The organism is Actinacidiphila yeochonensis CN732, assembly GCF_000745345.1.
GTDB classification, from domain to species: Bacteria; Actinomycetota; Actinomycetes; order Streptomycetales; family Streptomycetaceae; genus Actinacidiphila; species Actinacidiphila yeochonensis.
Genome location: NZ_JQNR01000003.1, coordinates 623,478 through 645,487 on the forward strand (window position 1 = coordinate 623,478; position 22,010 = coordinate 645,487).

The window sequence follows — 22,010 nt, forward strand, 5'->3', positions numbered from 1 at the left end:
GTCCCCGGAGTGGGCGCCGGCCCGGCCGTGGCGGCGGGGCCGGGTGCCGTGGAGAGCGCGGCGCCGTACGGGGACCTGGACGGGGACGGCAAGCAGTGGACTCGACGACACCACGACCGACGACACCACGACCGACAACGCCACCGCCTACCGGTGACAGAGGCGGCACAGGCGGCGCCGACGGCACCGCCACCGGGGAGTCGTCGGCCGTACGGCCGACGGGTCGGGCGTCCGGCCGGGACTGGTGGTGGCAGCGGACGAAGGACTTCGACGAGGAGGTCGACCGGCTCAAGGCCCCGGACGGCAACGCGCTGCTGGGGTGGCTGCTGATGACGGCCGGCCCGGCCTCCGATCTGGCGCAGGGCCGCCTCGCCGACCCGTGGCCCGCCGTGGCCGGTCTGGCCCTCTTCTGCGTGCTGTACGTCACGGTGGTCCGTGCGGCGTTCAGCCCGCGGCTGGGCGGCGGCCCGGTGCCGTTCCGGCTGCTGTGCGCGCTGGGCGGGCTGACGCTGGCGCTGGGCCTGGCCTACGGCAGGAACTTCCTGCTGCTGTTCGTGCTGGTGGCGCTGGCCGCGGGCGCCGTCTCCCGCACCCGGCGCGGGATCGGGCTGATGCTGATCCCGATCAGCGCCGCCGCCGGGGTCGCGTCCGCCGTGCACCACCAGGGGTTCTGGTCCACCGTGAGCCTGGCCTACGGCACGTTCCTGTCCGGGCTGGTGGTGTCGGTGATCATCACCCTCTTCCACTCGGTCAACCAGCTGAAGGCGACCCGGCAGGAGCTGGCGCGGGCGGCCGTGGCGCAGGAGCGGCTGCGTTTCTCCCGCGACCTGCACGACCTGCTCGGCCACACCCTGTCGGTGGTCGTGGTGAAGTCCGAGGCGGCGCAGCGGCTGGCCCACCGCGACCTGGACGCGGCGCTGGCACAGGTCGCCGACATCGAGTCGGTCGGCCGGCAGGCGCTGACCGAGATCCGCGAGGCGGTCACCGGCTACCGCGAGGGCAGCCTGTCCACCGAGCTGGACCGGGCCCGCTCCGTGCTGGCCGCCTCGGATGTCGAGGTCGAGGTGCGCGAGTCGGGGCCGCCGCTGCCGCCGCGGACCGAGGCGCTGCTGGGCTGGGTGGTGCGCGAGGGTGTCACGAACGTGGTGCGGCACAGCGGCGCCTCGCGGACGGTCGTCGAGCTGCGTACCGAGGGCGGTGTGGCCCGGCTGACCATCACCGACGACGGCTGCGGCTGCCCGGGCCCCGCCGCGCCGGGCGTGCACCGGACGGGAACGGGCCTGCGCGGGCTGTCCGAGCGGCTGGCGGCGGCCGGCGGCTCGCTCGCCTCGGGTCCCGCGCCGGGCGGCGGGTTCCAGGTGCGGGCGGAGCTGCCGGTGGGGCCGTCACAGGACGGCTCGCCGTAGGGCTCGGGTGCGGCCGGGACCGGGTAGTCCGCCGATCCGCCGATCCGGCACAACCTGACGCAACCTGACGCACTTGGCACGCCTGACGCCGCCTCAGTCGACGCGGTTTCAGGCGCGGTTGACCCGGCCCGCTACGGCGTGCGCGATCAGCAGGTAAACCGCCGCGGGCAGGCCGTAGTTGAGGATGGTGCGCCAGTCGTCGTTGTGGACGGTGAACAGGTCGCGGGACCAGCCGGCGAGCCAGTCGGCCGCGTGGTGGACGTCCATGACCAGCTCGTTGCCGCGGTTGGCGTCGAGCAGGAAGAACAGGATCCACAGGATCAGGATGAGCGAAGCGATGTCTGCGGCGATGAGGATGATCACCGCGGCGGGGTTGCCGCCGTACCGTCTGGCCATGAGGCTCTTCTTGCCGGAGCCCCCCGCCCGAAACCCGGGCTTTCGCACACCTGTTGCCGTCTCCTCGGGTCGCCCGGCGCGCGTCGCCGGTGCCCCTGGTGCGGCCCGCCGAAACGGAAAAGGCGGCGGGCCGCCCCCTGGTGAACCTGGTGAGGGGGCGGCCCGCCGCCGCGTTCCGTCGGGAGACGGACCGAATCAGCCGCGCTGGATGCCGCTGCTGTCCTGGAGCACGCCGCGCCGGCCGTCCTGGGTCTGCGCGATGAGCGCCTGGCCGCGCTGGTCCACGGCCAGGTACCAAGTGCCGGGGGTGAGTTCGGCGATCTGCCCGCCGCTGCCGTCCTCCGCGAAGAGCGGGCGCGGCACCGGGACGGCGAACCAGAACGCGGCGAAGTCCGCCGAGGACGGCTGCGCCTGCGCGGCCGGCGCCTGCTGCTGGGCCTGCGGAGCCTGGGCCTGGGCCTGGGCCTGAGCCGCGGCCTGGTCCTGGCCCGGGGCGGCGGCGGAACCGCCGTACGGGGGCTGCGGCGCCGGGGTCCCGCCGTAGGGGGGCTGCGGGGCCGGGGTGCCGTAAACGGGCTGCGTGGCGGCCGGGTTGGGGTAGCCGTAGCCGGCGCCGGCCTGCGGGTTCATGCCGAACTGCGGCTGCGCGCCGATCCCGTAGGGCTGCTGTTGCGGCTGCGGGGCGCTCACCAGCGGGGCCTTGAGCGCGGGGAGCCGGTTCGCCATGACGGCGGCCACGGCCAGCACCAGGCCGAAGACCAGCGTCAGCCACGCGCCCGCGCCCTTGCTGACACCGTTGTTGGCGCCGTCGGCGATGTTCGGGATGGCAGTGGAGAAGGCCGACCACAGGGCGGCCCAGCCGACGGTGACGGAGACCGCCGTGGACCACTGCTCCAGCGTCAGGCCGACGACCTGGCGGGCCGGCTGCTGGCGGTGCAGGACGAGCAGCAGCGCCGCCGCCAGCGCGCCCAGCGTCACGGACGGCAGGATCGGGAACAGGCCCGCGCTCCAGGAGTTCACCGACTTGTCGTGCCCGAGGACGCCCGCGTCGAAGCTGAAGAACGGCAGGAACGAGGAGATCAGGAGCAGCACCGCGGCTCCGATCACCGCGCCGTCTCCTCGGGTCAGGGAGCGGATGTTCACGTCAGGTCCTGTCCTTTGCGGTTCGTTTGCGGTCCGGTGGCCTGTACAAGGGCGCCGAACGCGGTGCCCATCGTACGGGTGCCGCCTTGGACCGGTTGGCCGGTCCGCGCTTTGGTGCGCGATTCGGTTGCGGCTGCTACGGGCCCGTCACCCCTTCCCTGGCGGGGCGCCCTGGTCGGGGCGGTCGAGGAAGGCGGTGAGCCCGTTCGCGATCCCCTCGGCGGCGCGCTGCCGCCAGGCGGGGTCGGTCAGGGACGCGGCGTCGCGCGCGTTGCGCATGTTGCCGCACTCGATGAACACCTTGGGCACCGTGGAGAGGTTGAGCCCGCCGAGGTCGCCGCGGACCATGAGGCCCTTGCCGCCGCCGAGGTAGTCCGCGAACGGCTCGCCGGTGGCGGCCTTGAAGTCGGCCCGCAGGTCGTCCGCCAGCCGCAGCGAGGGCGCCGCGATGGCACGGGTGTCGGCGGCACCCTCGTGCAGCGACTCGGGCGCGATCACGTGGAAGCCGCGGTCGGCGGCCGGAGCGCCGTCGGCGTGGATGGAGAGCGCCACGTCGGCGTGGGCCCGGTTGCCGATCTCGGCGCGCTCGTCCACGCACGGCCCCCAGGGCCGGTCACCGTTCTGGGTGAGGACGACCTTGGCACCGCGGGCGGCGAGGATCGCGCGCACCCGCCGGGACACGTCCAGGGTGTACGACGCCTCCGGGTAGCCGGCGTCGGTCTCGGTGCCGGTGGTGTCGCACTCCTTGCGGTTGGTGCCGATGCCGACCAGGCTGTCGATCTCCTTGGTGTGCAGGTGGTTCGTCGGATTGTGCCCGGGGTCGAGGACGACGGTCCGGCCGGCCAGCGGAAGCTCTTCGGCCCTGGCGCCGGGCGAGGCCGACGAGGCTGCGTGGGAGGCGGTGGCGGACGGCCCGGCCGAGGCGAGGGTGCCGCCGGCCGCGTCAGCGGCGTCCTGCCCGCCGGCGCCGGTGCCAGTACCGGCCGCGCCGCAGCCGCTCAGGAGGACGAGCGCCGCCACCGCGGCCGCCACGGCGGGGGCTCCGCCGCCACGGCCGCCCCCGTGCGACTCGTTGCTGGACACGCCCGCGACTCTATCGGCCCGCGCCGGTGCCGTGCACCCGGCGTTACGGCAGGGCCTGCCCGACGTCCCCGGCGGTGCGCCGCAGCACCCGCAGCGAGCCGTGGTGCAGCACCTCCGTGAAGGCGCCCGAGGCCAGCGCCCGCCGGTAGATCCGGTACGGGGCCTGGCCGCCGTCGGCGGGGTCGGGGAAGACGTCGTGGACGGCGAGCAGGCCGCCGTGGGCCAGCAGGGGCGCCCACCCCTCGTAGTCGGCGGTGGCGTGCTCGTCGGTGTGGCCGCCGTCGACGAAGACCAGGCCGAGCGGCTGCCGCCACAGCCGCGCCACCTGCGGCGAGCGGCCGACCACGGCCACCACGTGCTCCTCCAGCCCGGCGGCGTACAGGGTGCGGCGGAAGACGGGCAGGGTGTCCATCCGGCCGGTGGCCGGGTCCACGAGGCCGGGGTCGTGGTACTCCCAGCCGGGCTGCTGCTCCTCGCTGCCGCGGTGGTGGTCCACCGTGACGGCGACGGTGCCGGCCGCCGCGGCGGCCGCGGCCAGCAGGATCGTGGAGCGGCCGCAGTACGTGCCCACCTCCAGCAGCGGCAGCCCCGCCCCGGCGGCCTCCCGCGCCGCGCGGTACAGGGCCAGGCCCTCGTCGGTGGGCATGAAGCCCTGGGCCGCCTCGAAGGCGGCGAGCACGTCGGCGGCGGGGCGGTCGGCGTCCGGGCTCCCGGCGGCTGCCGCGCTGGTGGTGTCCACGTCCATCGGGCCAGCGTAGGGCCCCTGACCTGCGCGGCCGATATCCGGCCCGGCGTCAGCCGCTGACGGTCGCCGGGTCGGCGGCGCTCAGCAGCACTCCGGGGCGAGGCCGACCGGGAGCCGGTCGGCGGCGAAGACCGACGCGGTCGGCTCGTCCCCGCACAGCGCGGCCACCGCGAGGATGACCGCGGCCGCCGTCCAACTGGTGCGCTCCTCGGGCCAGAAGGCGTCGTCGGTGTAGACGTGGCCGGTCCAGTAGAGGCCGTCCTCGGCGCGCAGTTGCTGGATGTCGGTGAGGATGCCCAGCGCCTGGTCGGAGCGGCCCACCGCCCAGAGGGCGAGGGCGAGTTCGGCGGACTCGCCGCCGGTCACCCACGGGTTGGGGACGACGCAGCGCACCCCGCGGCCGGGCACCACGAAGCGGGCGAAGCCCTCGTCGAGCCGCCGCTCGGCGCGCGGGCCGCGCAGGGTGCCGGTGAGCACCGGGTAGTACCAGTCCATGGAGTAGCGGGACTTGTCGAGGAACCGCTCGGGGTGGCGGCGCACCGCGTGGCCGAGCATGCCGGTGGCCAGCTCCCAGTCGGGCTGCGGTTCGCCGCGGTGCTCGGCCAGCGCCAGGGCGCAGCGCAGCGCCTGGTGGACGGAGGAGCTGCCGGTGAGCAGCGCGTCGGACACCACCGTGCCGTCGGCGTCGCGCCGCCAGCCGATCTGGCCGCCGGGCTGCTGGAGGGCGAGCACGTACTCGACGGCGGCCCGGACGGTGGGCCAGATCCGGTCGGCGAACGCGTCGTCGCCGGTGGCGAGGAGGTGGTGCCAGGCGCCGACGGCCACGTAGGCGCAGAAGTTGGACTCCACGCCAAGGTCCGTGGGGCGGGCGGCGTCGCCGTCCTGGTAGGCGGCGTACCAGGAGCCGTCGGGGTTCTGGTGGCGGGCCAGCCACTCGTAGGCGGCGCCGGCCCGTTCGTGCTCGCCGGCGGCGTCCAGCGCCATCGCGGCCTCGGTGTGGTCCCACGGGTCGAGGTGGTGGCCGCGGAACCACGGGATGGCGCCGTCCTCGCGCTGGAGGCCGGCGAGGGCCGCGACGGTCTGCTCGGCCTGCTCGGCCGTGAGTACTCCGGGCAGTTCGAGCCGTTCGGTCCTGCGGCCCTGGCCGGGGCCCGGTGGGGTCACCGTGCCGGGTCCGCGGCGGCGGTGCCCGGGACAGTGCCCGGGACGGTGTCCGAGTCGGCCGCGCCCGGAAGGGCGTCGTCGGGGCCGACGGCGTCCGGGACGGCCCCTGCCCCGGTCCCCGGGCGCGGGACGGCGCCGGCCGGCAGGTGCGGCTTCGTCGCGTAGAGCACGAAGCTCTTGCCGAGTACGGGGTTGAGCGCCTGCTCGGCCAGCCGGGTGGCCAGCGGCTTCTTCATGATGTCCCACACCAGCAGCTTGTGGTACAGCCGCACCGGCAGCGCCTTGTCGTTGTCGACGCCCACCGCGCACTTGATCCACCAGTACGGCGCGTGCAGCCCGTGCGCGTGGTGCGTGCCGTACGGGCGCAGGCCCGACTCCCGTACGCGTTCGAGGAGTTCGGTGGCCCGGTAGATGCGGATGTGGCCGCCCTCCACCTCGTGGTAGGCGTCGGACAGCGCCCAGCACACCTTCTCCGGCCCGTAGCGGGGCACGGTGATCGCGATCCTGCCGCCGGGTCGCAGCACCCGCACCATCTCGGCGAGCAGGCCCTTGTCGTCGTGGATGTGCTCCATCACCTCGGAGATGATGACGACGTCGAAGCTCTCGTCGGGGAACGGCAGGTGGAGCGCGTCGCCCTCCATCGCGGTGGCGCTCGCGCCGGCGGGCGCCTCCCCGGCCTCCCGCATCGCGGCGAACCAGCGCGCGACCTCGCGCACCTCCTCGCCGTTGCGGTCCAGGGCGACGACCCGCGCGCCCCGGCGGTAGCACTCGAACGCGTGCCGCCCGCCGCCGCATCCGAGGTCGAGGACGCGGTCGCCGGGGGCGAGCGGGAAGCGGGTGAAGTCGACGGTCAGCATCAGCGTTTGCTCCCCACGGGGCTCCCCGGTTCGGACGGTTCGACGCACGGCGGCGCCACGCGCTCGGGTGCGGCGGACTGCGGTGCGGCGGACTGCGGTGCGGCATGGCCCTGTTGGGCCGGACGTTCAGTGGACCGCGGCTCGGCATCGGCGCGTTGGACGGAGGCCGGGGCGGACCGCCCATCGGACGGGGCCCGTTCGGCGGAAACCCCGTCCCGGAGCCCGGGGGGCGTCTCAACACCTGCGGTGGACATGGCCGTTCGGGCGGCAGCGGCCCGGCTCCGGCCACCCTGCCGCTCGATCGCCGCCCGGTACACCTCGGCCGTGGCCTCGGCAGCCCGGGCCCAGGTGAAGCGGGCCAGCACCCGTTCCCGTCCGGCCGCGCCCAGCCGGGCGCGCAGCCCCGCGTCGTCCAGCAGCCGTGCCAGCGCGGCGGCCAGCGCGCCCGCGTCGCCGGGCGGGACGGCGAGGCAGGTCTCCCCGTCGGGCCCGGCCACCTCGGGTACCGCCCCGCCGGTGGTGGCCACCAGCGGCGTCCCCGTGGCCATGGCCTCGGCGGCGGGCAGCGAGAAGCCCTCGTACAGCGAGGGCACGCAGGCCGCTTCGGCGCCGCGCAGGAGGCCGACGAGCTCGGCGTCGCTGATGCCCTTGACGAACTCGACGGCGCCCTCCAGACCGAGTCGGGCGATGGCCCCTGCCACCGGGCCGTTCTCGGGGCGCTTGCCGACGACCACCAGGTGCGCCTCCGGCCGCCGCGCCCGCACCTCGGCCAGCGCCTCGACCAGGAAGACCAGGCCCTTGAGCGGCACGTCCGCGCTGGAGGTGGTGACGATCCGGCCGGGCACCTTCGGGACCGACGGGTCGGGCGAGAAGAGCCGGGCGTCGGCGCCGATGGGCACGGTGTGGATGCGCTCGGGCCGCACGCCCAGGTCCGCGGTGATCTCGTCGCGGGAGGAGCCGGAGACGGTCACCACCGACGGCAGCCGCCGCGCCACCCGCTTCTGCATGCGGACGAAGCCGTACCAGCGGCGGACCGAGTACCGCTTGCGGCGTCCCTCGGCGGCGTCCAACTCCAGCCGCCGGTCCACCGTGATGGGGTGGTGGATGGTGGTCACCAGCGGCATGTCCAGGCCCAACAGACCGTAGCCCAGCGTCTGGTTGTCGTGGACGACGTCGAAGTCGCCGCGTCGGGAGGCGAGATGGCGGCGGGCCCGCAGGCTGAAGGTCAGCGGCTCGGGGAAACCGCCGGTCCACATCGTGCCGACCTCCAGCCAGTCGATCCAGTCCCGGTACTCGGCCAGCGCCGGCGTGCGGAACGGGTCGGGCTGCCGGTAGAGGTCCAGGCTGGGCAGCTCGGTGAGGGTGACGCCCTCGCCGAGGGAGTCGAGCACCGGGTAGGGCTGGGCGCCGATCACCTCGACGCTGTGGCCGAGCGCGGCCAGCTCGCGCGCCAGGTGGCGGACGTAGACGCCCTGACCACCGCAGAAGGGGTTCCCCTTGTAGCTGAGCAGGGCGATCCGCAGTGGCGTGGCCTGTGAGGTCACTCCGGCCCCCTCCTCGCCGCGATCGAGCCGGAGCCTAACCGGTCGCGCTAATCTAGAACAAGTTTCAGCTTGATGGTACAGAGCGACGGCCGCACCCGCGCGCCGGGGCCTTGGGCCGCAGCCGGTACGGAGCGGAGGCGAGGAACGGCAGGACGGGCATCGGCGCCGCGGCGGCGGACGAGGAGCGCGCGGAAGAAGCGCGGGACCCAGGGACAAGCCGGCAAGCGGACAAACGGTCAAGCAGGCAAACGGTCAAGCGGTCAAGCGGTCAAGCGGACAAGCAGCAGATCGGCGCGGGACGGAACGGCGGACGGCGATGGACAGCGGACACGAAGCGGGCGCGGCTGCGGGCACCCCGCAAGCCCCCCGGCCCTCCGGCGCCGACGGCACCCCTGAAGCCCGTGGAGCGCAGGGAACCCGTGGAACCCATGGCGCGCAGGGAACCCGTGGAACCGACCGATCCGAACGAGCCCACCAAGCCGACCGAGCCGCACGAGACCACCGGGCCGAACGGTCGGACCGAGCCGGCCAAGCCGGCCGATCCGCCCCCGGAGCTGCGGCGACCCGTTCCGCCGGGGCCCCGGACCCCCGTCCCCGTCCGGGCGGGCTCACCGCGCGCCAGGAGGCCCGCCGCACCCGCATCCTCGCCGCCAGCACCGCGCTGGCCTGCCGGGGCGGCTTCGACGCGGTGCAGATGCGTGAGGTCGCGGAGACCTCGGCCGTGGCGCTGGGCACCCTCTACCGCTACTTCCCCTCCAAGATCCACCTCCTGGTGGCCGTCATGGAGGACCAACTCGTGCAGTTGCACACCGCGCTGCGTACTCGTCCGCCGATCGCGCCCGAACCCGGGGAGCGGGTGGCCGACACACTGCTGCGGGCCTTCCGCGCGCTCCAGCGCGAACCGCTGCTGGCGGACGCGATGGTGCGGGCGGTGATCTTCGGCGACCGGTCGGTGCGGGAGGAGGTGGCGGCCGTCTCCCGGCTGACCACCACGATCATCCTGGAGGCCGTCGGACCTGCGGCGCTGGGCCCGGAAGGGCGGCCGTCGGCGGCGCAGTCCTCGGCCGTCCGGGTGATCGAGCACACCTGGCACGCGGTACTGGTGGCGTGGCTCTCGGGCCGGGCGACGGTGGCCGAGGTGAGCGGCGACCTGCGGACGGCCTGCTCCCTGCTCGACAGCTGACGCCGGCCGCCCGCGACCGCGCGCCGAACCCCGCCGAAGGCCGCACGAGGGCCCCGCGAAGACCCCGCCAGGGCCCGGCGAAGGCGCCACCGCGGCGGACCGCCCGCCGTCGAACCGCCCCGCCGCACCGCCCGACCAGCCCACCCGCCGTGGTCGACCAGCCCATCCACCACGGCCGACCAGCCCACCCGCTCTTGCGACTACCCCCGGGGGTAGTCCTGGAGCCCGTTTGACGTTCGCCCACAGCGAACAGCTGACCCCGCCTGGCCCTTCCGCCGCATTGGGGCAGCTGCGCCACACTGCTCCCACGGCCCCCCGACCGGTCCCGAGGCGACATGCAAACTCCGTTCCCCACAAGGGAGTTGACTAGAGCCAGCGGACGAGCCCGAGGCGATTTGGTGCAATACTGCGCCACTGCAACATTGCCTCCCTATTGTCGCCGTATCTCCGTATCCTCCGGAATCGATGTGGACCCGGCGTGAGCGGGACGGCAGACTCTGACCGTGCATCAAGAAGGGACGTCATGCCGCTGAGAAGCACCGCGACCGCCCGCCAGGAGCGTCTGGGAACGGAACTGCGGAAGATGCGGGAGGCGGCCGGGATCACCGCCCGCGACACCGCACGGCTGCTCGGCACCGACCCGGCCAAGGTGAGCCATATCGAAGCAGGCCGACTCGGGGTCAGCGAGGAGCGGTTACGGCGACTCGCCGCCTTCTACGAGTGCGGTGACACCGCCCTCGTGGAGGCGCTGGTCGCCATGGCCGTCGGGAACGGCCGCAAGGGCTGGTGGGAGGCGTACCGCGGAGTGGTGTCCGCGTGGATGCTGGACATCGCGGAGATGGAGCACCACGCCACCGGGCTGCGCTCGATCCAGCTCTCGCACATCCCCGGCCTGCTCCAGACCGAGATGTACAGCCGGACCGTCAACGCGAAGGCCATTCCGCCGCTGCCGCCCAACGACCTTGAGGCGCATGTCGCGTTCCAGATGGAGCGGGCTCAGGTGCTCCACCGGAGCACGCCCGTGCCGTACGGCGCGGTGATCCACGAGGCGGCCCTGCGGATGCGGTTCGGCGGTCCCAAGGTCACCCGGCAGCAGCTGGAGCACCTCCTGGAGGTGAGCCGCCTGGGCCACGTCAGCGTGCGGGTCGTCCCGTTCGCGGGCGGGGGGTACATGGGCTCCGGCCAGGTGATGCACTTCGCCGCCGGTCCGGTACCCCAACTGGACACCGTGCAGACCGACTCCGCCCACGGCGTCACGATGCTGCACGCGGCGGCCCAGTTGGGCAAGTACCAGGCGCGGTTCGAGCAGTTGACCGAGGACTCCCTGGACCGCGAGCGGTCCCAGGAGTTCATCCGCGCCGTGATCCGCGACCTGTGAAAGGCCGAGCAAACCGTGTACACGTCATTGACCTGGCAGAAGTCGACGTTCTCGCAGGAGGCGGGCGAGTGCGTCGAGCTGACGGCGGCCGGCGGCGCGGTGCTGCTCAGGGAGAGCGACGACCCGGCCGTGGTGCTCACCACCACCAGAGGCGACCTCGCGTTGTTCCTGCGCTCCCTCAAGACGGCGCCGCCCCTCCCGCGCGGCCGGGGCCGGGGCGCCCGGACCCGCGCTGACGGCCACGGGCACCCCGCCCTCGGAGCCGCGCTGACGGTGACGAGCACCCCGCCGTCGGACCCGCGCTGACGGCCACGGGCACCCCGCCGCCCGCCACGGCCCCGCCCCCGCGACGGCGCGTCCCCGGCAGCCCCCGCACCCGTCCCACGTGCGCGGGTGGCGCCCGGGGCCGGTGCCCGGGCGGGGTCCCGCCGGGGTGGGCCCGGCCGGGGCGGGCCCCGGGCGCGGGTTAAGGTGAGGGCTTCCCCGAACCCCGAAAGGCGTCCCCATGCCCCTGCGCCGTCGCGCCGCCCTCCTCCTGGCCGCCCTGGCCGCGCCCCTGCTGGGCGCCGCCCCGCTGCTGGGCGCCGCTCCGGCCGGGGCCGCGACCCCGCCGGCCGGGCTGTACGGCACCGCCGACCCGACGTACGACGGGGTGTGGCGCCAGTCGTACGCGTTCCTCGCGCTGCACGCGGCCGGGGTCACCCCGGGTGCGGGCGCGGTCTCGTGGCTGACCGGGCAGCAGTGCGCCGACGGCGGCTTCGCCTCCTTCCGGGCCGACACCGCGACGCCGTGCACCCCGAAGACCGAGGACACCAACTCCACCGGCATAGCCGTGCAGGCGCTGGCCGCGCTCGGCGGCCACCAGCAGGCGGTGACCCGGGCCACCGGCTGGCTGCGGCAGGCGCAGAACAAGGACGGCGGCTGGTCGTACAACCCGGGCGGCGCCTCCGACCCGGACTCCACCGCCGTCGTGGTCGGCTCCTTCCAGGCCGCCGGGCTGAACCCCGAGGTGACCGCGCCGGGCGGGGCGACCTCCTTCGAGGCGCTGCGCGGCTTCCAGTTCGGCTGCCGTGACAAGGCCGCCGAGCGCGGCGCGTTCGGCTACCCGTCGAACGGCACGCTCTCCGTCAACGCCAAGGCCACCGCCGACGCGGTACGCGGCAGCCGCAGCGCGGGCTTCATCGTCCAGGCGCCCGCCTCGAACACCGCGGCCAAGGTGCCCGCGTGCGGCGCCTCCGGCTCGACCGACGCCTACGCGAACCTCACCCCGGGCGCCTCCGCCGACGCCGGCGCCGCCTGGCTGACCGCGCAGCTCACCAAGGGCGGCGGGCACCTCACGGCGGTCACCCCGGGCGCGGACAAGCCGTCCCCCGACTACGGGACCACCGCCGACGCCGTGGCCGCGCTGGCCTCCGGCGGCCAGCTCGACGCCGCCAAGCAGGCGTACGCCTGGCTCGCCGGGAACTCCGCGGCCTGGTCGCACGGCAACCCGGCCGCCCTCTCCCAGCTGGTCCTGGCCGCCTACGCCACCGGCAACGACCCGCACAAGGCCGACGGCGCCGACCTCGTCCGCCAGCTGACGGCGCTCGGCCCGACCCCCGCGAAGGCGGCGGCCCCGGCCGCTTCGGCCACGTCGTCGGGCCAGGACCAGGCGGCCACGTCCGACCACAAGAAGTCCTCGTCCCAGACGAGCACCTGGATCATCATCGCCGTGTGCCTGGTGGCGGGGATCGGGTTCGGCCTGCTGATGGCCTCCCGCAACCGGCGGACCCGGTGACCCCCGGCGGCCCGCCGCACCCGGCCGCGCGGACTCCGCGCGGCCGTCTCGCGGTGGCGGCGGGCCCGGTCCTGGCCGGCCTGCTCGCCGTCTGCGCGCTGCTGGCCGCCGCCGCGCCCGCCTCCGCCACCGGCTACCGGTACTGGTCGTACTGGCTGCGCTCGGGCACCACCTGGACGTACGCGCAGACCGGCCCCGCCATGCACACCCCCGCCGACGGCAGCGTCGAGGGGTGGCGCTTCGCCGTGAGCGAGGACGCCGCCGCGAAAGCCGCCCAGCCGCGCGGCGCCGCCGACTTCGCGACGATCTGCGGCACCACGAAGCCGGTCGCCGGCCACAAGCGGATCGCCCTGGTGATCGACGCGGGCACGGCGGCCGACGCGCCCTCCGGCGCCACCCCGCCCGCCGTCCGGACCGCGTGCGCGCAGGTCGCGACGGGCGCGTCCTCCGCCGACGCGCTCGCCGCCGTGGCCCGCCCGCTGCGGTACGACTCCGCGGGCGTGCTGTGCGCGATCTCCGGCTACCCGCGCACCGGTTGCGGCGAGGAGGTCTCCTCCTCCGACGGCAAGGGGACGACGAAGGCGACCACCACGGCGTCCCCCGCCGGCTCGGACTCCGGCTCCGGCTCGGGTTCCGGCTCCGGCGGGCCGCGCCTCGGGCTGATCGCGGGCGCGTGCGGTGTCCTCGTCATCGCGCTGGCCGGCGTGTGGCAGACCCGCCGACGCCGGACGTGACCGCCCCGCGCCCGCCCGCGCCCTCGGGCCGCGGCGACCGCCCGGCCGGACCCGGTGCCTCGGACGAGGGGAACGCCCGGCCCGGACGCGGGTCCCGGTCCGCCGCCGCGCGGCTGCGGGCGCCGCGCGCGGACCGTACCAACGCCGTGCACGCGGGCGCCTGGTGGATCTGGGCCCTCGGCCTGGCCACCGCCGCCTCCCGCACCAGCAACCCGCTGCTCCTCGCCCTGGTCGCGGCCGTCGCCGGCTACGTGGTGGCCGCCCGCCGCACCGACGCGCCCTGGGCCCGCTCCTACGGGGCGTTCCTGCGGCTGGGGGTGTTCGTGCTCGGCGTCCGCGTCGTCTTCGCGGTGCTGCTCGGCTCGCCGATCCCGGGCACGCACGTGCTGGTCACGCTCCCCCAGGTGCCGCTGCCCGGCTGGGCGCAGGGGGTGCGGATCGGCGGGCCGGTGACGGCCGAGGGCGTGGTCTTCGCGCTGCGCGACGGCATGAAGCTGGCCGTGCTGCTGGTGTGCGTCGGCTCCGCCAACGCGCTGGCCAACCCGGCCCGGCTGCTCAAGTCGCTGCCGGGCGCCCTGTACGAGGCGGGCGTGGCCGTGGTGGTGGCGATGACGTTCGCCCCGCACCTGGTCGCCGACGTGGCCCGGCTGCGGGCGGCGCGGCGGCTGCGCGGCCGTCCGGACCGGGGTGTGCGGGCGCTGCTCCAGGTCGGGTTGCCGGTGCTGGAGGGCGCCCTGGAACGGTCGGTGGCCCTCGCGGCGGCGATGGACGCGCGCGGCTACGGCCGCACCGCGCGGGTGGCGCCCGGGGTGCGGCGGGCGACGGCGGTGCTCACCCTCGGCGGGCTGCTGGGTGTGTGCGCGGGCACGTACGGGCTGCTGTCGTCGACGGGTTCCGGGTACGGGCTGCCGGTGCTGCTGGCCGGGCTGGCGGCGGCGGTCGCGGGGCTGCGGCTGGGCGGGCGCCGCACGGTGCGCACCCGGTACCGCCCGGACCGCTGGGGCCCGCGCGCGTGGCTGGTCGCCGGTTCCGGTGTCGCCGTCGCCGCGCTGCTCGTCGCCGCCTCCTCCTACGCCCCGGACGCGCTCGACCCGGCGGCGTTCCCGCTCACGGCGCCGACGCTGCCGCTGTGGCCGGCGCTGTCCCTGCTCCCCGCGCTGGTCCCGGCGTTCGCCGCGCCCCGGCCGGAGCAGGCCCCCGCCACCGGCCGGACGGCCCCGAAGGCCCCGACGGCCCCGGCGCCCCGGACCTCCGCCGCCGCGTCGGGCGCCCCGCGCGGGAAACCCGGGCCCGCCCGGCCCCGCCCCGCCGCCGCCGGCGAAGGCCGGCCGGACGAGGCCAAGGACGAGGACGACACCACACCCGCCGCGACCGAACCCCCGGTGCCATGATCCGCTTCGAGAACGCCACGATCACCTACGACGGCGCCGCCGCCCCCGCCCTGCGCGCCCTCGACCTCACCATCCCCGAAGGCGAGTTGTGCCTGGTGGTGGGGCCGTCCGGCACGGGCAAGTCGACGCTGCTGAACGCCGTCAACGGCCTCGTCCCGCACTTCACCGGCGGCACCCTCACCGGCCGCGTCACCGTGGCCGGACGGGACACCCGGACCCACCGCCCCCGCGAACTCGCCGACGTGGTCGGCACGGTGGGCCAGGACCCGGCAGCGCACTTCGTCACCGACATCGTGGAGGACGAACTCGCCTACGGCATGGAGTCGTTGGGCGTGCCGCCGGACACCATGCGGCGCCGGGTGGAGGAGACGCTGGACCTGCTGGGCCTGGCCGAGCTGCGCGACCGCCCGATCGCCACCCTCTCCGGCGGGCAGCGGCAGCGGGTCGCGATCGGCTCGGTACTCACCGTCGGCCCGCAGGTGCTGGTGCTGGACGAGCCGACCTCCGCGCTGGACCCGGGCGCCGCCGAGGAGGTGCTGGCGGTGCTGCAACGCCTCGTCCACGACCTGGGCACCACCGTGCTCATGGCCGAGCACCGGCTGGAGCGGGTGGTGCAGTACGCCGACCAGGTCGTCCTGCTCCCCGGACCCGGCGCCGAGCCCGTCATGGGCGATCCGGCCGAGGTGATGGCGCTGTCGCCGGTGTACCCGCCGGTCGTCGCGCTGGGCCGGCTGGCGGGCTGGTCGCCGCTGCCGCTGTCGGTCCGCGACGCCCGCCGCAAGGCCGCCGACCTGCGCGAACGCCTCGCCGACCGTGCCCCGACCCCGACCCCGCTGCTGGAGGCCAGGGCGCACGGCGGCGCCTTGGTGCGCTGCGCGGGCCTGCGGGTGCGGCACGGCCGGACGGAGGTGCTGCACGGGGTGGACCTCACGGTGGCCGCGGGTGAGACGGTCGCGCTGATGGGCCGCAACGGCGCCGGCAAGTCGACGCTGCTGTCCGCGATGGTCGGCCTGCACACCCCGGCCGGCGGCGGCGTCGAGGTGGCCGGGGCCGTCCCGCACCGCACCCGCCCGGCCCAACTGCTGCGCCACGCGGGCCTGGTGCCGCAGGAGCCGCGCGACCTCCTCTACGCCGACACGGTGGCCGCCGAGTGCGCCGCCGCCGATCACGACGCCGGTGCCGAACCCGGCACCTGCGCGGCGCTGCTGGCCGAGCTGCTGCCGGGCGTCGACCCGTCCGTCCACCCGCGCGACCTGTCCGAGGGCCAGCGGCTGACCCTCGTCCTGGCCCTGGTGCTCACCGCCCGCCCGCCGGTGCTGCTGCTGGACGAGCCCACCCGCGGCCTCGACTACGCCGCCAAGGCCCGGCTCGTCGCCCTGCTGCGCCGGCTCGCCGCCGACGGGCACGCGATCGTCCTGGCCACGCACGACGTGGAACTCGCCGCCGACCTCGCGCACCGGGTGGTGATCCTCGCCGAGGGCGACGTCGTCGCCGACGGCCCGGCCGCCGAGGTCGTCCTGTCCTCCCCCGCCTTCGCCCCGCAGGTCGCGAAGGTGCTGGCCCCGGCGCCGTGGCTGACCGTCGCGCAGGTCCGGGACGCGCTGGGGGCGGCGTCGTGACCGCGCCGGAGGGGACGGAGGGCGCCGCGGCGGCCGCTGCCGACGCTCCCGCGTTCCCGTCCCGCCCCCGGGACGACGTGGCACGCCCGGTGCGGATCGGGCCGCGCTCGGCCGCCGCGCTCGCGGTGGTCTCCGCCGTCGGCGTCGCCGCGTTCGGCTGGCCGCTGCTGGCCGCGCACGGCTCGTCGGTGGCCGCGCACAGCGCCGACGCGCCCTGGCTGTTCGCCCTGCTGCTGCCGCTGCTGGTCGCGGTGGTCGTCGCCACGCTCACCGACACGGGGATGGACGCCAAGGCCGTCGCCATGCTCGGCATGCTCGCGGCGGCGGGCGCGGCACTGCGGCCGCTGGGCGCGGGCACGGCCGGGATCGAGCCCATGTTCTTCCTGATGGTGCTCTCCGGCCGGGTCCTCGGGCCCGGATTCGGCTTCACGCTGGGCTCGTTGACGATGTTCGCCTCCGCCCTGCTGACCGGCGGGGTGGGCCCGTGGATGCCGTTCCAGATGCTGGCGATGGGCTGGGTGTCGATGGGCGCGGGCCTGCTGCCGGGCGCCGCGGCCCTGCGCGGCCGGGCCGAACTCCTCCTGCTGGCCGTCTACGGGGCCGTCTCGGCGGTGGCGTACGGCACGGTGATGAACCTCCAGGGCTGGCCCTACATCGGCGGCCTCGCCTCGGACATCTCCTACGACCCGCACGCCTCGCCCGCCGCCAACCTCGCCCGTTTCGCCACGTACTGCCTGACGACGTCCATGGGCTGGGACCTGCCGCGCGCCGCGCTCACCGCGGTGCTGTCGTACGCGCTCGGCCCGGCGGTCCTGCGCGCCCTTCGCCGCGCGACCCGCCGGGCCGTCTTCCGCTGAGCCCCCGGCCGGGGGCGGGGCGCCGAGCCGACCGGGCTGTCCGGGGCGCCGGCCTGCTGTCGCCGTGGGTCGGGTCGGTGGTGGATCGGTCGGTGGTGGATCAGTCGGTGGTGGATCAGTCGGTGGTGGATCAGTCGTCGTACTCTTCGAGGTCCCGGATGACGTGGTCCTTGGCCACCATCTTCAGGAACCGCTCGAACTCGGCGTTGTGGTAGGGCAGGTAGCGCCACCTCGGCAGGAAGTCGGGGTGCTCCCTGAACCGGCGGGTGGTGCGGATGATCCGGTTCCACCAGATCCCGATGTCCTGGCGCAGCACCTGGTTCAGCCCCGGCCTCTCGGCGCGGCCGGTGCCGACGATCTCCTCCCAGGACGTGAGCATGTCCGACAGGTGGCGGCAGTCGGACAGCGTCACGTCGCGAAGCCGCTCCGTCGCCCAGCGCGCCTCCGTCCCCACCGGCTGGGCGTCCACCAGTTCGCCGAACCGGGCCGTCAGGAAGTCCATCATCTCCCGGCCCACATCGCCGCACGCGAGGTCGTCGCTGTACTCCAGCACCTCGACGGGGTCCCGCTCGTAGTTCTCCATGTCCGCGTACTCCACCCTTCGATCGTGCACCGTCCGCGGCACCGGCGCCTCGGTTTCAGGTCACTCCGGGGCCGGAGCGGGTGGGTTGTGCGGGTCGGTCCGGTCGCTGTCCGTTCCGGTACGGGTCTGTACGGCCGCCTGGGCGGCGGCGGTGCGCGGTACGGCGGCGTCGGCGGAGGCGGCGGGGACGGGGACGGGGACGGAGGGGACGGAGGGCGGTACGGAGATGCCGGCGACCGCCAGGCCGTCCAGCACCCGCTGCGTCAACGCCTGTTCCAGGCGGAGGAGGTCGGTGCCCGACACGGACTCGGCCGTCCAGGGGGCGCGTTCCGGCAGGTCCGCGCCCTGGCCGCACGCCCCGAACGGCCGCGCCACGGCCGCGTCGTCCAACGGCAGCTCCGCCCAGACGACCTTGCCGCCCGCCGCCGGACGGAAGACGTCCCACCGACTGCTGAGCATGTCCACGAGGAACAGGCCGCGCCCGCCCTCCGCGTCCAGCGTCTGCTCCCTCAGTACCGGCGCACCCGCGCCCCGGTCCCACACCTCGACGTAGAGGCTGCCCCCGGCCGCGCGCAACTGCACCCCCACCACGCGGTACGGCCCGCCCTCGGCACCGACACCGACAGCGGTCCCGCAGGACGCCAGGGGGTCGATGCCGGGCTCGGTTCCGGGCCCACTGCTCTTGACCGCGTTGGTGACCAGCTCCGACACCATCAGCTCGGCGCTGTCCGTCAGCGCGCCGAGCCGCCACTCCCCCAGGGTCCGCCGGACGAACTCCCTGGCCGCACCGACGGCGGTGAGCACCGCGGTCAGCCGGATCGACGTCACGTACAGACAGCTCTGCGCGGCCCCCTGGACCGCCGGCGTGCTCACGGCTCCACCTCGTGCGGCTCGCTGCCCGTCACGGCTTCCACCCAGGCCGACACACTCGCCCGCAACGCCTCACCCCGTCCGAAGTGCGCCCTCGACGGCACGACCACCGGCCCGCCGCCTTCCTGCGCGATCTCCCGTACCAGCCCGGCCAGTTCGGCCAGGCTCCCGTCGACAACCTCGTGGCGGATACCGACCAGCGCGTGCCCTTCGGCCTCCGCGTACGCCCGTAACCCCTGCTCGGCGGCGGCCACTTCGTGATCCGCCTGCTCCGCCTCCACACGCATGTACCCATACATGGGCGGATTTCCCACGTCGGGCCTCCCTTCACTACCAACGAGCCGTTCGTGCACCCACGCGCCCCCCTACCGCAGGGGTGGATTCCGCACCACTCCGCAGTTGTCCGAATGCGGTGGGTGGCAGAGTGCGTGCGAACAGGATGCGCTCGATCACCCCACGAATGCAACCTCTTCCGATGCAGTGACTACACCCGCAAGTCAACTTGCTCGAAGGGGCGGATCTCGGTCAGACTCGCCGCAACCCGTCGTGCGAACGAAAGGTGTTGAGCGAGTGCCAGCGAAGCGTCAGACACCCACCATCCGCCTCCGCAGACTCTCCGGAGAGCTGCGTCGGCTCCGCGATGTGAGCAGCCTGACCAGGGAAGACGTCGAAGCACGCACGGGCATAAGCAACGTGACGCTCTATCGGATCGAGTCCGCCCGGGTCCGCCCCCAGCGCCGCACCGTGATGGGCCTGCTCGACCTCTACGGGGTCGTGGACCCGCAGCGTGCGGACATCCTGGCCCTTCTCCGCCAGGCCGACGAACAGAGCTGGCTGAGGCCATATCACGCCGAACTCCCGGACGAATACACTGCCTACATCAGCTTCGAGTCCGAGGCTCGGGGTCTGCGCAACTACGAGAGTCTGTTCATCCCTGGCCTGCTCCAGACCGAGGAGTACGCACGGGCGGTGATCAAGGGCATGCGTCCGACCGCCAGTAACTCGGAGGTGGACCGTTGGGTGCAGGCGCGAATGGAGCGGCAGGGTGTCATCAACAGGGAGAACCCGCTGGATCTGTGGGCCATCATTGACGAGGCCGCCCTCCGCCGCACGGTGGGCGGCGGCAAAGTCATGAGGGACCAGTTGCACCAGCTCGTACAACTCGCCGAGCTGCCCAATGTGACCTTCCAGGTCGTTCCCTTCAGGGCCGGCTCACACCCTGGGATGAAGGGGAGCTTCGCTCTCATGGACTTCCCCGATCCGGCAGACCCAGCTCTCGTCTACATCGAGAGCCTCGGAGGGGACCTCTTCCTCGAAGCGGAAGCAGACGTCCAGAGACACGCACAGAGCTTCGACCACCTCCGAGCCATGGCTCTGAGTCCCGAGGCTTCGGCGAGTCTGGCCATGAGCGTGGCCACGGAAATCAACTAAGGAGAACGGCAAGGATGAACAAGGCAGACCTCACCACCGTCGCTTGGCGGAAGAGCAGCTACAGCGGCGACGCCGGCAACTGCGTGGAGATTGCCGCTACCGGTGAGGCCGTGGCCATCCGGGACAGCAAGGACCCGCAAGGCTCCGCCCTCCAGTTCACCCCGGCCGCGTTCGCGGACTTCCTGGCAGCCGTCACCCACGACAACCTCCGCTGACCGACGAAGGAGTCCCCCATGACGGCCACCAACCCCACCACCTGGCACAAGAGCAGTCACAGCAGCGGCAACGGCGAATGCGTGGAAGTGGCCGTCACCAGCGGAACCGTGGCCGTCCGGGACAGCAAGAACCCGCAAGGCCCCGCCCTCCAGTTCACCCCGGCGGCCTTCGCGGACTTCCTGACAGCTGTCACCCACGACAACCTCCGCTGACCGACGAAGGAGTCCCGCATGACGGCCACCAACCCCACCACCTGGCACAAGAGCAGCCACAGCAGCGGCAACGGCCAGTGCGTGGAAGTGGCCGTCACCAGCGGAACCGTGGCCGTCCGGGACAGCAAGAACCCGGACGGCCCCACCCTCCAGTTCACCCCCGCCGCCTTCGCCGCCTTCCTCACCGCCGTCACCACCAACGACCTGCGTAACTGACGAAGGAGTCCCGCCATGACGGACAACGACCTCACCACCTGGCGCAAGAGCAGCTACAGCGGCGGCAACGGCAACTGCGTCGAAGTCGCCGTCCTGGACGGGGTCGTCGCCATGCGCGACAGCAAGAACCCGGACGGCCCCACCCTCCAGTTCACCCCCGCCGCCTTCGCCGCCTTCCTCACCGCCGTCGCCACCGACGGCCTGCGCTAGCGCCGCAGCCGGGCGGCTTCGCCGGGGCGGGCGTACGCGGCGCTGGACGTCCGGGCTACGGTTGCGAACCCTCCGTGAACGCGGTGGCGTGGTCGGCGGCCCACTGGTGAAGGGTTCGCGGCGCCGTTCCGAGGACGTCCGCCACCGTGGAGGTGACGTACGCGGGCTGTCCGACCGCCGCGTTCCACGCGGCGAGGAGCATGTCGACGACGAAGCTGGGGGCCGTGCCCTCCGACAGGCTCCGGAACTCGTCCGGCGTCATCTCCTCGAAGGCGATCCGGCGCCCCAGGGCGTCACCGATGACGTCCACCTGCGCGGCCTGGGTCAGGGACTCGGGGCCCGTGAGGACGTAGTCGGCCCCGGCGTGTCCGTCCTCGTAGAGCGTCCGCGCCGCGACGGCCGCGACGTCCCGGTCGTCCACCGGCGCCGTCTCCGCAGCGCCGTAGGGCCACCGGACGGCCTCGCCCGCCCGGATCGCGGGCGCCCACCAGGCCAGCGCGTTGGACGCGAGCATCCCCGGTCGGATGACCGCCGACTCGACTCCGGTGGCCGCGATGAGCCGTTCGATGTCGGCGTGCAGGGCGGCCATGGGGTTGGGCTGCTGGAAGAAGGGGTGCGGCGTCCGGTGCGGGGAGGAGAGGAAGACGATCCGCCGCACGTGGGCCGCCAGCCGCCCGACGACCGCCTCGGCGGTCTGCGGCGGGGCGGTCCAGACGAGGAAGACCGCGCCGGCGCCGTCGAGTGCCGGGTCGAGCGACTCGGGCACGGTGAGGTCGCCGGTGAAGACCTCGACCTCCGGCGGCAGCGTCCCGGCCGCCTCGGAGCGGTGGGTGAGGGCGCGGACCGGGACGCCCGCGTCGAGGAGTCGGTCGATGACGACGCGGCCGATCCGGCCCGTCGCCCCGGTGACGAGTACGGGAGGAGTGTCAGTCTGGTTCACGCCGTCCATAGAAACGTTACCCGGTTAAAAATGCAACTCGGTCACAACTGTTACG

24 protein-coding genes and 1 pseudogene are annotated in these 22,010 nt (G+C 74.5%); 14 read left to right on the forward strand and 11 right to left on the reverse strand.

The features are described from left to right. Positions 1-95 precede the first annotated feature (95 nt). Positions 96-1,406 carry a sensor histidine kinase gene (locus BS72_RS04210; protein ID WP_232792204.1) on the forward strand — a complete coding sequence of 437 codons (1,311 nt, stop codon included), beginning with the start codon at positions 96-98 and terminating at the stop codon, positions 1,404-1,406. Between the two features lie 108 nt (positions 1,407-1,514). Here BS72_RS04210 and BS72_RS04215 read toward each other — a convergent pair whose 3' ends face one another. From BS72_RS04215 to BS72_RS04245, 7 genes are all read right to left on the reverse strand, one after another. Next, on the reverse strand, positions 1,515-1,802 hold the full coding sequence (locus tag BS72_RS04215) for a hypothetical protein (protein WP_037906490.1): 288 nt from the start codon (positions 1,800-1,802) through the stop codon (positions 1,515-1,517). A gap of 195 nt (positions 1,803-1,997) precedes the next feature. Beyond that, a complete protein-coding gene (locus tag BS72_RS04220) occupies positions 1,998-2,945 on the reverse strand; it encodes a DUF5336 domain-containing protein (protein ID WP_037906492.1) in 948 nt (315 codons plus the stop codon). Positions 2,946-3,092: 147 nt separating this feature from the next. After that, a complete protein-coding gene (locus tag BS72_RS04225; protein WP_051950664.1) occupies positions 3,093-4,028 on the reverse strand; it encodes an N-acetylmuramoyl-L-alanine amidase in 936 nt (311 codons plus the stop codon). Positions 4,029-4,071: 43 nt separating this feature from the next. Beyond that, positions 4,072-4,773 carry a class I SAM-dependent methyltransferase gene (locus BS72_RS04230; protein ID WP_051950665.1) on the reverse strand — a complete coding sequence of 234 codons (702 nt, stop codon included), beginning with the start codon at positions 4,771-4,773 and terminating at the stop codon, positions 4,072-4,074. An 81-nt stretch (positions 4,774-4,854) separates the two neighbouring features. Continuing rightward, positions 4,855-5,937: a prenyltransferase/squalene oxidase repeat-containing protein gene (locus BS72_RS04235; RefSeq protein ID WP_037906498.1), complete on the reverse strand. Its 1,083-nt coding sequence runs from the start codon at positions 5,935-5,937 to the stop codon at positions 4,855-4,857. Continuing rightward, positions 5,934-6,794, reverse strand: a complete 861-nt coding sequence (locus BS72_RS04240; RefSeq protein ID WP_051950666.1) for a class I SAM-dependent methyltransferase — start codon at positions 6,792-6,794, stop codon at positions 5,934-5,936. The genes BS72_RS04235 and BS72_RS04240 overlap by 4 nt, the downstream gene beginning before the upstream one ends. Further along, positions 6,794-8,338 (reverse strand): glycosyltransferase family 4 protein, encoded by a 1,545-nt coding sequence (locus BS72_RS04245; protein WP_198545753.1) that lies wholly within the window; start codon positions 8,336-8,338, stop codon positions 6,794-6,796. Before BS72_RS04245 ends, BS72_RS04240 begins: the two co-directional genes overlap by 1 nt. Before the next feature lie 577 nt (positions 8,339-8,915). Here BS72_RS04245 and BS72_RS33600 point away from each other — a divergent pair. The 8 genes and pseudogenes from BS72_RS33600 to BS72_RS04285 all read left to right on the forward strand — a co-directional run. Further along, positions 8,916-9,521, forward strand: a pseudogene (locus BS72_RS33600) (TetR family transcriptional regulator); the annotation flags it as partial. A 523-nt stretch (positions 9,522-10,044) separates the two neighbouring features. Beyond that, positions 10,045-10,899, forward strand: a complete 855-nt coding sequence (locus BS72_RS04255; RefSeq protein ID WP_037906501.1) for a helix-turn-helix domain-containing protein — start codon at positions 10,045-10,047, stop codon at positions 10,897-10,899. Between the two features lie 15 nt (positions 10,900-10,914). Next, the gene (locus BS72_RS39410) at positions 10,915-11,205 is read left to right on the forward strand and encodes a DUF397 domain-containing protein (RefSeq protein WP_037906503.1); all 291 of its coding nucleotides are present in this window, start codon (positions 10,915-10,917) and stop codon (positions 11,203-11,205) included. 199 nt (positions 11,206-11,404) lie between these two features. Continuing rightward, entirely contained in the window at positions 11,405-12,676 is a 1,272-nt protein-coding gene (locus BS72_RS04265; RefSeq protein WP_037906505.1) for a prenyltransferase/squalene oxidase repeat-containing protein, read from the forward strand. Then, positions 12,673-13,410 (forward strand): SCO2322 family protein, encoded by a 738-nt coding sequence (locus BS72_RS04270; protein ID WP_037906507.1) that lies wholly within the window; start codon positions 12,673-12,675, stop codon positions 13,408-13,410. Before BS72_RS04265 ends, BS72_RS04270 begins: the two co-directional genes overlap by 4 nt. Positions 13,411-13,556: 146 nt before the next feature. Further along, on the forward strand, positions 13,557-14,801 hold the full coding sequence (locus tag BS72_RS04275; protein WP_407638923.1) for a CbiQ family ECF transporter T component: 1,245 nt from the start codon (positions 13,557-13,559) through the stop codon (positions 14,799-14,801). Beyond that, a complete protein-coding gene (locus tag BS72_RS04280; RefSeq protein WP_037906509.1) occupies positions 14,798-16,420 on the forward strand; it encodes an ABC transporter ATP-binding protein in 1,623 nt (540 codons plus the stop codon). Before BS72_RS04275 ends, BS72_RS04280 begins: the two co-directional genes overlap by 4 nt. After that, positions 16,417-17,277 (forward strand): ECF transporter S component, encoded by an 861-nt coding sequence (locus tag BS72_RS04285; RefSeq protein ID WP_078900996.1) that lies wholly within the window; start codon positions 16,417-16,419, stop codon positions 17,275-17,277. The genes BS72_RS04280 and BS72_RS04285 overlap by 4 nt, the downstream gene beginning before the upstream one ends. Before the next feature lie 130 nt (positions 17,278-17,407). Here the strand turns inward: BS72_RS04285 and BS72_RS04290 are convergent, their stop codons facing one another. The 3 genes from BS72_RS04290 to BS72_RS04300 are packed head-to-tail and all read right to left on the reverse strand — an operon-like array spanning position 17,408 to position 19,017. Then, positions 17,408-17,875 (reverse strand): hypothetical protein, encoded by a 468-nt coding sequence (locus BS72_RS04290; protein WP_037906512.1) that lies wholly within the window; start codon positions 17,873-17,875, stop codon positions 17,408-17,410. Between the two features lie 45 nt (positions 17,876-17,920). Beyond that, a complete protein-coding gene (locus BS72_RS37050) occupies positions 17,921-18,733 on the reverse strand; it encodes an ATP-binding protein (protein WP_051950667.1) in 813 nt (270 codons plus the stop codon). Then, positions 18,730-19,017, reverse strand: coding sequence for a hypothetical protein (locus BS72_RS04300; protein ID WP_157856144.1), 288 nt, complete (start codon positions 19,015-19,017; stop codon positions 18,730-18,732). The genes BS72_RS37050 and BS72_RS04300 overlap by 4 nt, the downstream gene beginning before the upstream one ends. A 283-nt stretch (positions 19,018-19,300) precedes the next feature. Here BS72_RS04300 and BS72_RS04305 point away from each other — a divergent pair, with 283 nt between their 5' ends. From BS72_RS04305 to BS72_RS04325, 5 genes are read left to right on the forward strand one after another with little or no spacing between them, the layout of a single operon-like run. Beyond that, a complete protein-coding gene (locus BS72_RS04305) occupies positions 19,301-20,161 on the forward strand; it encodes a helix-turn-helix domain-containing protein (protein ID WP_198545754.1) in 861 nt (286 codons plus the stop codon). Positions 20,162-20,175: 14 nt separating this feature from the next. Then, positions 20,176-20,376: a DUF397 domain-containing protein gene (locus BS72_RS04310; RefSeq protein ID WP_037906515.1), complete on the forward strand. Its 201-nt coding sequence runs from the start codon at positions 20,176-20,178 to the stop codon at positions 20,374-20,376. 18 nt (positions 20,377-20,394) lie between these two features. Then, on the forward strand, positions 20,395-20,589 hold the full coding sequence (locus BS72_RS04315) for a DUF397 domain-containing protein (protein WP_037906518.1): 195 nt from the start codon (positions 20,395-20,397) through the stop codon (positions 20,587-20,589). An 18-nt stretch (positions 20,590-20,607) separates the two neighbouring features. Then, positions 20,608-20,805, forward strand: a complete 198-nt coding sequence (locus BS72_RS04320) for a DUF397 domain-containing protein (protein WP_037906520.1) — start codon at positions 20,608-20,610, stop codon at positions 20,803-20,805. A 15-nt stretch (positions 20,806-20,820) separates the two neighbouring features. Next, positions 20,821-21,015, forward strand: coding sequence for a DUF397 domain-containing protein (locus BS72_RS04325; RefSeq protein WP_037906522.1), 195 nt, complete (start codon positions 20,821-20,823; stop codon positions 21,013-21,015). 55 nt (positions 21,016-21,070) lie between these two features. Here the strand turns inward: BS72_RS04325 and BS72_RS04330 are convergent, their stop codons facing one another. Further along, positions 21,071-21,964, reverse strand: coding sequence for an NAD(P)H-binding protein (locus BS72_RS04330; RefSeq protein ID WP_037906525.1), 894 nt, complete (start codon positions 21,962-21,964; stop codon positions 21,071-21,073). Positions 21,965-22,010: the final 46 nt, after the last annotated feature.